Annotated in this window: 12 protein-coding genes; 4 read left to right on the top strand and 8 right to left on the bottom strand. The window is 70.0% G+C overall.

All coding sequences use genetic code 11. From position 1 onward, the window contains the following. The first annotated feature begins 2 nt into the window (after positions 1 to 2). Both ACOKR1_RS16925 and ACOKR1_RS16920 read left to right on the top strand, forming a co-directional pair. The gene (locus tag ACOKR1_RS16925) at positions 3 to 917 is read left to right on the top strand and encodes a 3-hydroxyacyl-CoA dehydrogenase family protein (RefSeq protein ID WP_422934092.1); all 915 of its coding nucleotides are present in this window, start codon (positions 3 to 5) and stop codon (positions 915 to 917) included. Positions 918 to 1,103: 186 nt separating this feature from the next. Further along, on the top strand, positions 1,104 to 1,844 hold the full coding sequence (locus ACOKR1_RS16920) for a tyrosine-protein phosphatase (RefSeq protein WP_422934091.1): 741 nt from the start codon (positions 1,104 to 1,106) through the stop codon (positions 1,842 to 1,844). A 13-nt stretch (positions 1,845 to 1,857) separates the two neighbouring features. On the opposite strand, the gene ACOKR1_RS16915 is transcribed toward ACOKR1_RS16920, so the two are convergent. Then, a complete protein-coding gene (locus ACOKR1_RS16915; protein WP_422934090.1) occupies positions 1,858 to 2,661 on the bottom strand; it encodes an SGNH/GDSL hydrolase family protein in 804 nt (267 codons plus the stop codon). A gap of 195 nt (positions 2,662 to 2,856) precedes the next feature. Between ACOKR1_RS16915 and paaZ the strand changes: the two genes are divergently transcribed. After that, positions 2,857 to 4,986, top strand: coding sequence for a phenylacetic acid degradation bifunctional protein PaaZ (gene paaZ, locus ACOKR1_RS16910; protein WP_422934089.1), 2,130 nt, complete (start codon positions 2,857 to 2,859; stop codon positions 4,984 to 4,986). 75 nt (positions 4,987 to 5,061) lie between these two features. Further along, positions 5,062 to 5,427 carry a VOC family protein gene (locus tag ACOKR1_RS16905; RefSeq protein ID WP_422934088.1) on the top strand — a complete coding sequence of 122 codons (366 nt, stop codon included), beginning with the start codon at positions 5,062 to 5,064 and terminating at the stop codon, positions 5,425 to 5,427. Positions 5,428 to 5,743: 316 nt separating this feature from the next. Here the strand turns inward: ACOKR1_RS16905 and ACOKR1_RS16900 are convergent, their stop codons facing one another. The 7 genes from ACOKR1_RS16900 to ACOKR1_RS16870 form a co-directional block, all read right to left on the bottom strand. Then, complete coding sequence (locus ACOKR1_RS16900; protein ID WP_422934087.1) at positions 5,744 to 8,359, bottom strand: HAD-IC family P-type ATPase; 2,616 nt, start codon at positions 8,357 to 8,359, stop codon at positions 5,744 to 5,746. A 20-nt stretch (positions 8,360 to 8,379) separates the two neighbouring features. Beyond that, positions 8,380 to 9,453 carry a hypothetical protein gene (locus ACOKR1_RS16895; RefSeq protein ID WP_422934086.1) on the bottom strand — a complete coding sequence of 358 codons (1,074 nt, stop codon included), beginning with the start codon at positions 9,451 to 9,453 and terminating at the stop codon, positions 8,380 to 8,382. Further along, a complete protein-coding gene (locus ACOKR1_RS16890; RefSeq protein WP_422934085.1) occupies positions 9,440 to 10,087 on the bottom strand; it encodes an ATP-binding cassette domain-containing protein in 648 nt (215 codons plus the stop codon). Before ACOKR1_RS16890 ends, ACOKR1_RS16895 begins: the two co-directional genes overlap by 14 nt. Further along, positions 10,084 to 11,151, bottom strand: coding sequence for a peptidoglycan-binding protein (locus ACOKR1_RS16885; protein ID WP_422934084.1), 1,068 nt, complete (start codon positions 11,149 to 11,151; stop codon positions 10,084 to 10,086). Before ACOKR1_RS16885 ends, ACOKR1_RS16890 begins: the two co-directional genes overlap by 4 nt. Positions 11,152 to 11,508: 357 nt before the next feature. Further along, complete coding sequence (locus ACOKR1_RS16880) at positions 11,509 to 12,156, bottom strand: hypothetical protein (protein ID WP_422934083.1); 648 nt, start codon at positions 12,154 to 12,156, stop codon at positions 11,509 to 11,511. Positions 12,157 to 12,161: 5 nt separating this feature from the next. Then, positions 12,162 to 12,800 carry a hypothetical protein gene (locus ACOKR1_RS16875; RefSeq protein WP_422934082.1) on the bottom strand — a complete coding sequence of 213 codons (639 nt, stop codon included), beginning with the start codon at positions 12,798 to 12,800 and terminating at the stop codon, positions 12,162 to 12,164. Next, on the bottom strand, positions 12,794 to 13,078 hold the full coding sequence (locus ACOKR1_RS16870) for a hypothetical protein (protein WP_422934081.1): 285 nt from the start codon (positions 13,076 to 13,078) through the stop codon (positions 12,794 to 12,796). Before ACOKR1_RS16870 ends, ACOKR1_RS16875 begins: the two co-directional genes overlap by 7 nt. Positions 13,079 to 13,233 lie beyond the last annotated feature (155 nt).

Below are 13,233 nucleotides of genomic sequence, written 5' to 3'. Positions count from 1 at the left end.
CGATGAACATCGAACAAGCCCTCAACGAGGCCCTCGGCGTCAAGACCGGCAGCAACGTGCCGCTCGCCGAGGGCCTCCCGGCCACCGTCGGGGTCCTCGGCGGGGGCCGCATGGGAGCCGGGATCGCGCACGGGTTCCTGACCCGCGGGGCCAAGGTCGTCGTCGTCGAACGCGACGCCGAGGCCGCCCAGGGCGCGCGCGGGCGCGTCGAGTCCTCGGTCGAGGCCTCGCTCGAGCGCGGCGCCGTGGCCGGGACCGCCGGGGACTACCTCGAGCGCTTCGCGACCTCGACCGACTACGCCGACTTCGCGTTCTGCGACCTCGTGGTCGAGGCCGTGCCCGAGGACGCCGGGCTCAAGGCCGCCGCCCTGGCCGCGGTCGAGGCGCAGATCTCCCCGCACGCGTTCCTCGCCACGAACACGTCCTCGCTCTCGGTGAGCGGCCTCGCCGCGGGGCTCGCCCGGCCCGAGCTGTTCCTGGGGCTGCACTTCTTCAACCCCGTCCCGGCCTCGACCCTCATCGAGGTCGTCGTCGCCGAGCGCACGGGCGAGGGCACCGTCGCGGCCGCCCGCCGGTGGGTCGAGGCGCTCGGCAAGACCGCCGTCGTGGTCAGGGACGCCCCCGGCTTCGCCTCCTCCCGCCTCGGCGTCGCGATCGCGCTCGAGGCCATGCGGATGGTCGAGGAGGGCGTCGCGAGCGCCGAGGACATCGACAACGCCATGGTCCTGGGCTACAAGCACCCCACCGGACCGCTCAAGACCACCGACATCGTGGGCCTGGACGTGCGTCTCGGCATCGCCGAGTACCTCCACTCCACCCTCGGCGAGCGCTTCGCCCCGCCCCAGATCCTGCGCGACAAGGTCGCCAACGGCGAACTCGGCCGCAAGACCGGCAGGGGCTTCTACGACTGGCCCTGACCGTTGTGGGGTCCCGTCCGGCGGGTTGTGGGGTCTCGTCCGGCGGGTTGTGGGGTCTCGTCCCGTGCCCAGGGACCCCACAACAGGGTGCCAGGGACCCCACAACAGGGTGCCAGGGACCCCACAACGAGGTGCAAGGGACCCCACAACAGGGTGCCAGGGACCCCGCAACGGTAGGCTCGGGCCGTGAGTGACACCACGCTTGGGCCGGGGGACGCCGGCAGCGCGGTCGCGTGGGAGGGTGCCGTCAACGCGCGGCGCGTGCTCGGCTCGGTGTTCCGCATGGGGCGCAGCGAATGGCTCACCGAGCGCGGCTGGCGGCAGATGTACGACGACGGCGTCCGCACCGTGGTCGACCTCCGGAACCCCGGCGAGCGCAAGCGCCGCCCGACGGACCCCGACGTGCGGCCCGAGGCCATGACGGGGATCGCGATCGTCAACGTGCCCACCGAGGATCCCGACCACCCCGAGCATGCCGAGGCGTTCGCCGGCCGCGTCCCACCGTATCTGAGCCACCCCGAAGGCTACGCGGGCGTCGTTCGGCTGTTCCCCGAGCGGATCGTCGAGGTATTCCGCGCCATCGCGGGGGCGCCGGGCGGCGTCGTCGTGCATTGTTCGGCGGGGCGTGACCGCACTGGGATCATCGTGACGCTCCTGCTCCAGCTCGCCGACCCGAGCGAGGCCCGGGAAGCCGCGGCGAGCCACGACGAGGCGAGCGTGCGCGGCATCAACGAGTGGCACCGGGTCAGCCCCGTCAAGCACCCTTACGAGAGCTACCAGGACGAGGGCGAGCTCGCCCCGCTCCTCGAGGACCGGCAGGCCGCGCTCGCGGAGTTCGTCGCGTCGATCGACGCCGAGCGATTCCTCCTTGAGCACGGCCTGGCGCCCGCGGAACTCGAGCGCGTGCGGGCGCTCCTGAAGGCCTAGTCGGGCGCGGGGGCTACCTCACGAAGGGCGCGACGGCGGGGACATAGCCGCGCGCGTAGCCCTCGGCGGTGGGGTGGAACGAGGCCGGGTCGCCCGCGACGAACGGATGGATCCAGGGCGACGGCGAGCCGATCCCGTGCCCAAAGAACGCGAGCGTGACGTCCGCGTAGGAGGCACCGTCGGAGAGCGACGTGAACGCGATGGTCGAGTTGAGCAGCGCCACGGCGCCGTTGATCTGGGCCGCGATGGGCTGCTCGGCGACCGGGAGGCCCGAGAGCGTGAAGAGCAGCGGGTAGCCCGTGAGCGTGATGTGTGCGCCGGGAGCCTTCGCCCGCACCGCCGCGATCATGGCCCGGAGCTTGGCGGGCAGCTGCGGGAGGAGGACGAAGACCGAGTTCTGCAGCGCCTGCGAGCAGGCCGTCGAGGCGGGATCGGTGGCGCACGCGGTCGCGACGGCGCGGTCGCCGACGTCGTTGGCGCCGACGCTGACCGTCACCCTTTGGGTGGTGGACGGCAGGAACGGCACCTGCTGCGAGATCACGTCCCCGGTCGTCGCGGCGTAGCAGCCGAGGTTCGCGTTCGCCCCGAGGAGCGCGGGGTAGGAGCCCGGCGTTTGCAGGCACGCGTTGAGGTAGGTTCCGCCGCCCGTTCCCGCGGCGATCGAGTCGCCGAGGGCAACGTACGACGGCGGGGCAGCGGCTTGGGCGGCCAGCGCTGGGGCAGGCAGCGCTGCGGCTCCCGCGACGAGGCCGACGGCCGCGAGGGCGGCGAGGACGGTCCGGATGATGCGCACTGAGAAGGGCTGGGCGGCGACCATGGCGCCCAGAGTAGGCCTGCAGCCGCGGAGGGACTAGGTCTCGCGCCGTCGAGTGGCGGGCGGGTGTTGCCCGACCGGTCGCCCGTGTATTCTAGAGCCATTACCGAACGGCCGGTCAGTAATTGGATGCAGCTCACAGCGGGTCCAGTAGCCCGGCCGTTACCCGGAGCCCCGCATCGGAAGGAACCGTCGACGATGACTACTGCCGCGCCAAACCCGGTCAAGCCAGCGCCCGTGAAGGCCAAGATCGTCCCGAGCTACATCCTCGACACCTGGTGGACGCCCGAGGAGAGCGCGGTACCCCAGGCCGCGGAGGTCCGCGACGCGAGCACGGGCGAGCCCCTGGCCTCGGTGAGCACCGAGGGGATGGACCTCGGCGCCGTCGTTCGTCACGGCCGCACCGTGGGGCAAGCGGGCCTCGGCGGGCTGACCATCCACGAGCGCGCCCTCAAGCTCAAGGAGCTCGCGCAGTTCCTCAACGGCCATCGCGACGAGATCTACGAGCTCTCCTACAAGACCGGGGCGACGAAGCTCGACTCGATGGTCGACGTGGACGGCGGCATCGGCGTGCTCTTCACGTTCGGCTCGAAGGGCCGCCGCGAACTCCCGAACAGCAACGTGATCGTGGACGGGCCCACGGAGGTGCTCTCGCGGGACGGCTCGTTCATGGGCGAGCACCTCTACTCGCGCATCCCGGGCGTCGCGGTGCAGATCAACGCGTTCAACTTCCCCGTGTGGGGCATGCTCGAGAAGTTCGCCCCGGCGTTCGTCGCGGGCGTCCCGACGATCGTCAAGCCGGCCACCCCGACCGGCTACGTCACCGAGGCCGTGGTGCGGCTCATGATCGAGTCCGGGATCCTCCCCGCCGGCTCGCTCCAGCTCATCTCCGGCTCCGCCCGGACGCTCCTCGACGAGCTCGACTACCGCGACATGGTCTCCTTCACGGGCTCGGCCACGACCGCGAACCTGCTCAAGTCCCACCCGAACGTGGTGCACGGCGGCGTCCGCTTCACGTCCGAGACGGACTCGCTCAACGCCGCGATCCTCGGGCCCGACGGCGTGCCCGGCACTCCGGAGTTCGACGCGTTCGTCCGGTCCGTGGTCACCGAGATGACGGTCAAGGCGGGGCAGAAGTGCACCGCGATCCGCCGCACGATCGTGCCTGCCGCGATCGTGGACGACGTCGTTGCGGCCATCGGCGCGCGCGTCGCCCAGAAGGTGGTCATCGGGGATCCCCGCGCGGAGGGCGTGACGATGGGCGCGCTCGCGTCGATGGACCAGCTCGGGGACGTGCGGGGCGCGGTCGAATCGCTCGTCGCGGCGGGCGGGCGGATCGCGTGGGGCTCGCTCGACGCGCCGGAGATCCTCACGGCGGGCGGTGCGAAGACCGTGGTCGCGGACGGCGCGTTCATGTCCCCGGTCGTGCTCACGTGGGACGACGTCCACGCGGTGGCCCTGCACGGCACCGAGGCGTTCGGGCCGGTCTCCTCGGTGGTCGGCTACTCATCGCTCGACGAGGCGATCGAGCTCGCGGCCCTCGGCGCCGGCTCGCTCGTCGCGACCGTGTGCACGAACGATCCCGCAGCGGCCCAGGCCCTCACGCTCGGCATCGCGTCCCACCACGGCCGCGTGCTCGTGCTCAACCGCGAGGACGCGCGCACGTCCACGGGCCACGGCTCGCCGGTCCCGCATCTCGTGCACGGCGGCCCGGGGCGCGCGGGCGGCGGCGAGGAACTCGGCGGCATCCGCTCCGTCAAGCACCACATGCAGCGCACGGCGATCCAGGGCTCGCCCAACATGCTCACGGCCGTCACGGGCGTGTGGCACACGGGCGCCGACCGGCACCTCGCCGATCCGGCGGACCCCTCGACGCACCCGTTCCGCAAGCCGCTCGCGGAGCTGCGCATCGGCGACACCGTGCGCTCGGAGCTCCGCCAGATCACGCTCGAGGACATCTCGGCGTTCGCCCACGAGACGGGCGATACGTTCTACGCCCACACCAACGAGGAGGCCGCGGCGGCCAACCCGTTCTTCCCGGGCATCGTCGCGCACGGCTACCTGCTTGTGAGCTGGGCCGCGGGGCTCTTCGTCTCGCCCGAGCCCGGGCCGGTCCTCGCCAACTACGGGCTCGAGAACCTGCGCTTCGTCACCCCGGTTCCCGCGGGCGATTCCATTCGCGTGACGCTCACGGCGAAGCAGATCACGCCGCGCGTCACCGACGAATACGGCGAGGTCCGCTGGGATGCGCTGATCGAAAACCAGAACGACGAAATTGTCGCGACCTACGACGTTCTGACCCTCGTCGCCAAGGAGTGGCCCGCCTAAAATTGGTGGCGTCAGTTCCCCTCGTGGAGGTGCGCCATGACTCTGGCGACAAGACCGGCAACAACAATCTTGACCGTGGCTGACGAGGCCCGCGCCAAGGACTTCTACGGTGGAGCGCTGGGGCTCCCTGTCCGCGGAAAGGACCCGACCGGGATGATGATCCTGGGTCTGGACGGAACCGCATCCCTCGGCCTCATGGTGGACGCGAACGCGATCCACTCGGGCCACACCGCCCTGACGTTCGAGGTCGACGATCTCGACGCCACCATGGCGGATCTCGAAGGGCACGGCGTGCACTTCGAGGATTACGATCTGCCCGATCTCAAGACGGACGAGCATCACATCTACGCCGCCGGCGACGAGCGCGTCTCGTGGTTTGCGGATCCTGACGGCAACATCATCTGCCTCCATCAGGGCGGGACGATCGAATACAACATGTAAGGACTGGCGTCCGGTCGCGTCCCGCAAGGGGTGAGCGGGCGACGGCGGAGGGCCGGGCTTCGTGCCCGGCCCTCCGTGTGTGTGCGCTTGGCTTGGCGGTCGCGGTGTCAGTACGTGGTCGGGCTGACGCTGGCGAGGACGCTGAGAACGATGGCCACGATCCAGAGCGCCGAGCCGGCGAAGCCGACGATGATCCTCCCGTTGAATTGGATACATAAACTATCTAGCACGCCGCACGCCAGCCTCCGTGCCTGGCGGTGCTTGCCTCAGTGGTCGACGCCAGCTTCGGATCTCGAATGGGCAGGTTAGCGAGCCCCTAGCCCCGAGTAGCCCGCGACCGCCGCAGCCACCCGTCGATCCACCAGCCGAGCTCGACCACCGCGATGCCGACCGCCGCGCACGCGAGCGCCGTGGCGGTGTGCCCGACGTTGCCGGGATCGAGCTCGAAGAGCCGCTGCGTGAGCGGGAGCGCGAACATCGCGAACGAGGCCGCCATCATGACCCCGACCAGGAGCACCTTCCACCACTCGTACGGCCGGGCCACGATCGCGAGGACCCAGAGCGCGATCGCGATCAGGGTGATGAGCGCGGAGGTGCTGGCCTGCACCTGGGTCGCGACGCCGTCGGCCACTGACGGTCGGACCAGGAGGTAGCACGTGAACGAAGCGACGGCGATCACCACGCCGGCGGGAATCGCCATCCGGAGCACGCGGCCCACGAAGCCGGGCCGCGCGCGGTCGTGGTTCGGGGCGAGGGAGAGGATGAAGGCCGGGAGGCCGATCGTGAACCAGCCCGTGATGGTGACGTGCCGGGGGAGGAACGGGAACGGAAGCGCGTCGAGGCCGATCAGCCCCGGGACGCCGACCATGAGCGCGAGCAGTACGGAGTACACCGTCTTGGTCAGGAACAGGTTCGCGACGCGCTCGATGTTCCCGATGACGCGGCGGCCCTCGCCGACCACGTGCGGGAGAGTCGCGAAGCTGTTGTCGAGCAGCACGATTTGGGCGACGGCGCGGGTCGCGGGGCTGCCCTCGCCCATCGCGACGCCGATGTCCGCGTCCTTGAGCGCGAGGACGTCGTTGACGCCGTCGCCCGTCATCGCGACCGTGTGGCCGCGGGACTGGAGCGCGCGCACCATGGAGCGCTTCTGCGCGGGGCTCACGCGGCCGAAGACGGCCCGCTCGTCGACGACGCTCGCGAGGCGCTCGCCGTCGTCCTCGGGCAGGGTCCGCGCGTCGACTGGCGAGTCGGCGCCGGGCAGCCCGAGCTGGCGGGCGACGGCGCCGACGGACGCCGCGTTGTCGCCCGAGACGACCTTGACGTCCACGCGCTGGGCGGCGAAGTAGCCGAGGGTCGCGGGCGCGTCGTCGCGCACCTTCTGCTCGAGCACCACGAGCGCCGCGGGTTCGAGGCCCGGCGGCATCGCGCCGTCCAGACCGCGGCCGACGACGGCGGCGCTCACCGACGGCGGGTCAGCCTGCGGCGCGTCGGCCGGCGCCGGGTCAGCCTGCAGCGCGTCGGCCGACGGCGCGTCCACGCGGGCCAGGAGCAGGACGCGGAGGCCGCGCGCGCCGAGCTCCTCGGCCTCGTCGCGAGCGGGGGAGCCGGCTGGCAGCAGCACGTCCGGCGCGCCGAGCAGCCACGTTCCGCGGCCCGCGAAGCGCGCGCCGCCGAACTTGCGGGCCGAGGAGAACGGCAGCGTCTCCTCGACGCGCCAGCCGGGGGCCGCAGGGAACGCGTCGGCGATCGCGCGCATGCTCGAGTTCGGGCGGGGATCCGCGGCGGCCAAGGCCGCCAAAGCTTGCTCGGACGAGGCCTGCGGGGACGAGGCCTGCGGGGACGAGGCCTGCGGGGACGAGGCCTGCGCAGGAAGCGCGAGGCGAGCCCCGCCGTCGTCGGCTTCTTTGGCACGAGCCGCGCCGTCGCTCGCCGTTGCCTGCCCCGCATGGGGGGCGCTGTGGGGGAGCAGCCGCACCTCGGCGACGTCCATCGCGTTCTCGGTGAGCGTCCCGGTCTTGTCCGCGCACACGACGTCGACGCGCGCGAGCCCCTCGATGGCGGGGAGCTCGTTGACGAGGCACGAGCGGCGGCCGAGCCGGACGACGCCGACGGCGAAGGCGATCGTCGTCATGAGCACGAGGCCTTCGGGGACCATGGGCACGAGCGCGGCGACCATGCCGCGCAGGGCGTCGGGCAGGGGCTGGCGACCCGAGAGCTGGTTGTACACGGAGAGCAGGCCGGCGGGGATGAGGAGCCACGTGATGACCTTGAGGATCGTGTTGATGCCGTTCCGCAGCTCGGAGTTCACGAGCGTGAAGCGGCTCGCCTCCTCCTCGAGCTGCGCGGCGTACGCCTCGCGGCCCACCTTCGTGGCGCGGTACAGGCCCGAGCCGGACGCGACGAAGCTGCCCGAGAGGACCGTGCCTCCGGGGCCCTTGATGATGGGATCGGATTCGCCCGTGAGGAGGGACTCGTCGATCTCGAGGGCGTTCGCCGCGAGGACGTCGCCGTCCACGACGATCTGATCGCCGGGGCCGAGCTCGATGACGTCGTCGAGCACGATCTCGCTGGGGGAGAGGGGCGTGGTCCGTCCGTCGCGCCGCACGTGGGGACGCGCCTGGCCCACGATCGCGAGGCGGTCCAGAGTGCGCTTCGCGCGGAGCTCCTGGATGATCCCCACGATGCTGTTGGCCACGATGAGGCCCGCGAAGAGACCGTCGAGGAGGTAGCCCGTGGAGAACACGATGACGGCGAGCACGGCGAAGATCGCGTTGATCCGCGTGAAGACGTTCGCCCGGACCACGTCCCAGGTGCTGCGCCCGGCCCGTGGCGGCACGTTGTTGGTCGCGCCGTTGGCCACGCGCCGCGCGACGTCCGCCGCGCTCAGGCCGCGCTCGGCCACGGCAGATTCGGTCCCCACCTCATGCCCCATGGATCAACACTAGGGGGTCGTCACGCCCTGTTCTTGAAATGGCGGAACAGTCGGCTTTCCCGCAGGGTGCCGACTGCCGCGACGGCGCCCCCGAGCGCGGCGAGGGCCCCCGCCGCGCAGGTCAACGCGGAGGCGGTGAGCATCGTGGCGAGGGTGCCGCGGGAGAGGAAAGCGCCGACGACGGCGGCAGCCGAGAGCGCGCCGCTTGCCGCGGCGACGGCCCAGATTGCCGATTCCGTCCCGACGATGAGGGCAAGGCGACCGTGCGGGACGCCGACGTGGACGGCGGCCGAGAACTCGAGTCGGCGCCGCCCCACGGCCCCAACCCCGAGAACGGCTCCGAGGACAGCGGCCGCGCCGGGGGCGAAGCGCGTGACGCGGGCTTCGAACTCGGCCGAGCCCTCCCACGTGGTGCCGAAGCTCTGGTTGAGGAGCGAGACCGAGGCGCCGCCGGGCTTGCCGTCGGTCCCCTCTGCCGTTCCCCGGAGGAGGCCGTCGCGGGACGACGTGCTGGGCCACACGTCGGCGAGGCACGCGTCGAAGCGCCCGGTGGCGAGTGCCGGCAGCAGGACGGCGTTCGCGAAGCGCGGATCGCGCCCGTCGCGCTCGGTATACGGGTACACCCCGGCGATCGTCAAGGCCCCGCGGTCGGTGGCGATCGTGTCTCCGGGCTCGACGCTCCAGCGCGCGGCGAGCGTCTCCGAAACGAACGCTCCGGGAGTCTCGGCGTGGCTCGCCCCGACCACGCGGAGGAGGCTCTGAGTGACCTCGAAGGCAGGCACAGTGAGGCCGCCGAGGGCGCCCAGGGACAGGGGCGAGGCCTCCCTCAGGGCCCCGGCGGATTCGACGCCCTCAACGGAGGAGAGGGCGTTGCATGCGTCGGGATTGATGGCCTTCTGAGCGGTTGCGACGCGGATGGCCGCACCCGACGCCCGGTAGGCCTGCGCTTGCGCGTCCAGGCGCGCGACGGCGGCCGCGTCCGCGACCGAGAGCGCCGCGAGGAGCAGCCCGAGCGTGACTCCGAGCAGGGTCCCGCGGCTCGTCCCCGAGGCGACGTTGCGCCAGCCCTCGCGGAGGCATTCACGGAGCCGCATGCGCGGCCTCCGAATAGCTCGAGAGGTCCACGACGGCGGCGCACGCCGCGAGCGTCTCCGCGTCATGGCTCGCGACGACGACGGCCGAACCGCGCGCGGCGAGCGAGGCAAGCACCGAATTGACGGTCGCGGCGTTGGCCCGGTCGAGTTGCGCCGTCGGTTCGTCGACGAGGATGAGGTCGGGACTCCCCGCGACGGCGCGGGCAAGCATGAGCCGCTGCGCCTCACCGCCGGAGAGCGCGGAGAAGGGCACGTCGGCGCGATCCGCAAGCCCGAATTCGTCGAGGAGCGCGAGGGCCTCCGCATCCGCGGCCGTGCGACGCGAACCATGGGCGAGGAACGCGAGGGTGACGTGGTCGAGAGCCGTGCGGCGCGGCACTCCGAAGGGGTTCTGGAACACCCATCGCGTCGTGATGCCGCGGGCGACGACGACCGATCCCTCGCGCGGTTTCTCCCACCTCGCGATGAGCGAGAGGAGGGTCGATTTCCCCGATCCCGACGGTCCGGCGACACCCGTCACGAAGCCGCGCGCGAACGTGGCGCCGAGTCCCCTGAAGAGCCACTGGCCGGTCCCGAAGCCATGGCCCACGTCGTCCAGCCGGACGACTGCCGCCGAGAATCGCGCTCCGGTCATTTCGCCGTGCACGCGGACTCCGTCCACGTCCAGCCGAGGCGCGCCGACTGCGGGGCGGTCCCCTCGAACATGCCCAGCACCGCGCCGCCGCTGGAGCCGACGACGCGAAGGCGGTGGTCGGCGTCGTCCGTCCCGCGGACGCACGCCGCCGGCCCCTTCGGAGGGGAGACCGCGGACAGGGGCAGCCGGGCGACGCGCAGCGGCGCGGTCAGGGCAACGCGGACGCTCACGGGCTTCGCGGCGGCCGTCGCAGCGCCGCCCTGGGCGCGAGCCGAGGTGTACTCCGTGCTGCCCGAGACGGCGCGGAGAAAACTGGGCTCCGTGATGACGCCGTCCTCGCCGACGGGGGCCGCCGCCGATCCGAATTGGGCTGTTCGCGCGCCGGGCGTCCACGCGGCGCCGTCGGGCGCCACGACCCGCAGGCTTTGGAGGGTGCCGGCGGCGGTGAGGAACGGCGAGCCCGGGGAGTACGCGGAGCCGACGAGGGCGTCGCAGGAAAGGACCTCGGTCGAGGCGGCCGGGAGCCACATGACGTCTCGGAGCGAGAGGCTGCCGTCGCGCTGCTGGAGGCCGTGCTTGAGCTGGAGGGCGCGCATCGCTGCTGCGACCTTGGCATCGTAGGCGCCCGTTTCCGCCACGTCGTGGCCCATCGACCGGAGCGCCACGCGGAGGGCGTTGACGTCGGCCCCGGTTAGCCCCGTGCGGAGCTCCCGGTAGAACGGAACCGCCGTCGCGAGGCCCAGAACGGGGTGGCCGTCGATCGAGGCCACGATGCGGCCGGATTCGAGCGAGGCTCCGCCGATGCACTCCGAGGACGTGACGATCCCGCCCCTCGCGAGCGAGACGGATGCCGGCTTCGAGGTCGTGATCGCTGCTGCGGCCGACCTCTCGTCACGGTGGTCAACGAACACGACCTGAACGCTGCGCGCGGCCGAGGGCTCGGACAGATTGGGCGGGGGCGGGGCCCAGACTGCGGCGCACACGGCCGCGGCGGAGCCCGCGCCAAGGAGGAGCGCCACCAGCGCGATGGACAGGGTGGCGACTGCGTGCCGTGGATTCTGCATGAGTCGTTTCTCTCGAATGGGTGGATTCACATTCGGCCGAGGAGGCAACTCTGCACCTCATCGGACTCGAAATCGAACGGCATGTCATCGGTCGATCGTTTCCCGAGTGGAGGTTCCTCCAACTGGGACTTCCTATACTTTTCGACGGAGTAGCCCTCTGGGCGATTCGTCCGGTCTCCTTCGCACGCTGGTACACCCCGCATTCGAAGTCGTTGATCCCGGGCCGCGCAAGGGTCCGGTCAAGCAATTCCTCGAAGCTTCCAGCAAGCTTGCGCGGTGGAGTGCGTTCAGGAGTGCCAGCAGCGCAACCCCCGAGGGTCGCGACTGCCAGCATTCCGCACACTGCGTATAGCAGCCTCATTCGATGGCCAGAGCAATGCCCGCGCCGACCAGACAGGCTTGCACGTCGTCGGACTTGAAGTCGAAGGGCATGTCCTTCAACCGTCCTCCGCCGGGCTTCGGCTCGTTCATGGACTTGCTGAACTGGCCGAATGAATATCCGTCGGGCACCAGCCCCGAGCCTTCCAAACACCGGAAAGCAGCCTCGTCAGGGTCCCTCAGCAGTTCGGGATTTCCTTGTTGGAAGGCGAACATCTCCGCAAGTGACCCAATGGTACCTTTTTGGCACGACGACACGACGTCCATAGCGGCGTCAAGCGATTCTCCGGGCTCGAGAAGTGCTGGATTCTCGTAGTAGAGCCCGTTCTTTAGCTTCTTGAGACTGACTGGCTTTCCTCTTTCGGACATGCAGGTGGAGTATTTTGCGAAGGCCTCGTCATAGTCGGCCTGGGCGATCCGCTCAGTTTCCTTCGCACGCAGGTAAACTTGATGTTCGAAATCGTTGAGGTCCGGGTCGGACAGTTTGAGGTCGAGCAATTCGGCGAAGCTGTCAGCGAACTTCCCGGTCTGCCTGGGTTGGGGGCCAGTGCCCCCGCAGCCCGCGAGCGTGGCGGCAGCCACAAGTGCGATCGCCGCGTGTTGGCTCCTCTTGCGTATCGATGCCAAGAGGCTCACTGGACCGCGACTGACATGTTGGCGCCGACGAGACACGCTTGTACTTCGTCAGACTTGAAGTCAAACGGCATGTCGTCGAGCGAGCTGCCCCCGCCGACCTTCGGCTCACGGAATCCTTTCGCGAACTGCTTCGCCGAGTACCCCTGCGGCACAAGATCCGAACGCTCGAGGCAGCGATAGGCCACCTCAAAGGGATCACCGGTGAGTTCCCGATTCTCTTGTTGGATCCCGTACGCTTCGGGAATAAAACCCTTTGAGATCCGGGCGCAATTGAGAGCCAGATTCTCGACTTGTTCCGAGGATTCGCCGGGGTAGACCGTCACATTTCCTTCCCAGTAGAGGCCATTCGGAAGTCTTTTGATCGTGATGGGCTTTCCGCCGCTGGCCATGCAATGCGTATAGCGTGAGAAGGCTTCGTCGTAATCCGCCTGGTCAATGCGTCCCGTGGCCCTGGCGCGCTCGAACACTTCGCGTTCAAAATCGTTTGACGCGGGATGTGAGAGATAACTATCAATCAGCTCCGAGAAGCTTTCAGCCAGCCGTCGCGGAGGCGAGCCTGAGGATTGCGTTCCGCAGCCGCTGAGTACGAGGGCGAGCGCACTGGTCAGGACGACTGTTAGCCGTCTCATCAGCATCCGCGTTGGAAAGCCTCATGGGTGAAGTTGAAGCCAGTGACGTGAGCGAAGCTGTACTGGCGTGAGCGTTCCCCGAAGCGGCGATTATCGCCGAGCCTCGCCACCGACTGGCGGCAGATGCCCGGGTTGTATATCTCTATGTACGCGTTGGCTTCCCACCAGTTCGACCAGTTCCAGGTCCATCCGTCGATGGCGGCGTGCGACGGAATGGCGGTCCCCACAAGAATTCCCGCGCTGACGCCGGCTGCCGCGAGAGTGCGTGCAATCCGGGTCTTCAAAAATGTAGCCACAAATCCCCCAAATATAGTCGGGCCATGGCCGCAGGTGCGGCGGCCATGGCCCGAAAGTAACAGCAGAATTCACGGTCTGCAAATGGGAGGGAACGCTTCAAGTGGCATTCTTAGGCGGATATTAGGCACCCCTCCGCGAGATC

The organism is Sinomonas sp. P47F7 (assembly GCF_049332655.1).
In the GTDB taxonomy this organism is placed as follows: Bacteria; Actinomycetota; Actinomycetes; order Actinomycetales; family Micrococcaceae; genus Sinomonas.
Note: the sequence above shows the minus strand (reverse complement) of the source record. Positions and strands in the feature narration are given on the sequence as shown.

Bases quoted from the DNA above. Each gene is read 5' to 3' on its own strand.
- ACOKR1_RS16925 (WP_422934092.1), top strand. From the start codon at position 3: ATGAACATCGAACAAGCCCTCAACGAGGCCCTCGGCGTCAAGACCGGC.
- ACOKR1_RS16915 (WP_422934090.1), bottom strand. From the start codon at position 2,661: ATGGTCGCCGCCCAGCCCTTCTCAGTGCGCATCATCCGGACCGTCCTC.
- paaZ (WP_422934089.1), top strand. From the start codon at position 2,857: ATGACTACTGCCGCGCCAAACCCGGTCAAGCCAGCGCCCGTGAAGGCC.
- ACOKR1_RS16900 (WP_422934087.1), bottom strand. From the start codon at position 8,359: ATGGGGCATGAGGTGGGGACCGAATCTGCCGTGGCCGAGCGCGGCCTG.
- ACOKR1_RS16895 (WP_422934086.1), bottom strand. From the start codon at position 9,453: ATGCGGCTCCGTGAATGCCTCCGCGAGGGCTGGCGCAACGTCGCCTCG.
- ACOKR1_RS16890 (WP_422934085.1), bottom strand. From the start codon at position 10,087: ATGACCGGAGCGCGATTCTCGGCGGCAGTCGTCCGGCTGGACGACGTG.
- ACOKR1_RS16885 (WP_422934084.1), bottom strand. From the start codon at position 11,151: ATGCAGAATCCACGGCACGCAGTCGCCACCCTGTCCATCGCGCTGGTG.
- ACOKR1_RS16875 (WP_422934082.1), bottom strand. From the start codon at position 12,800: ATGCTGATGAGACGGCTAACAGTCGTCCTGACCAGTGCGCTCGCCCTC.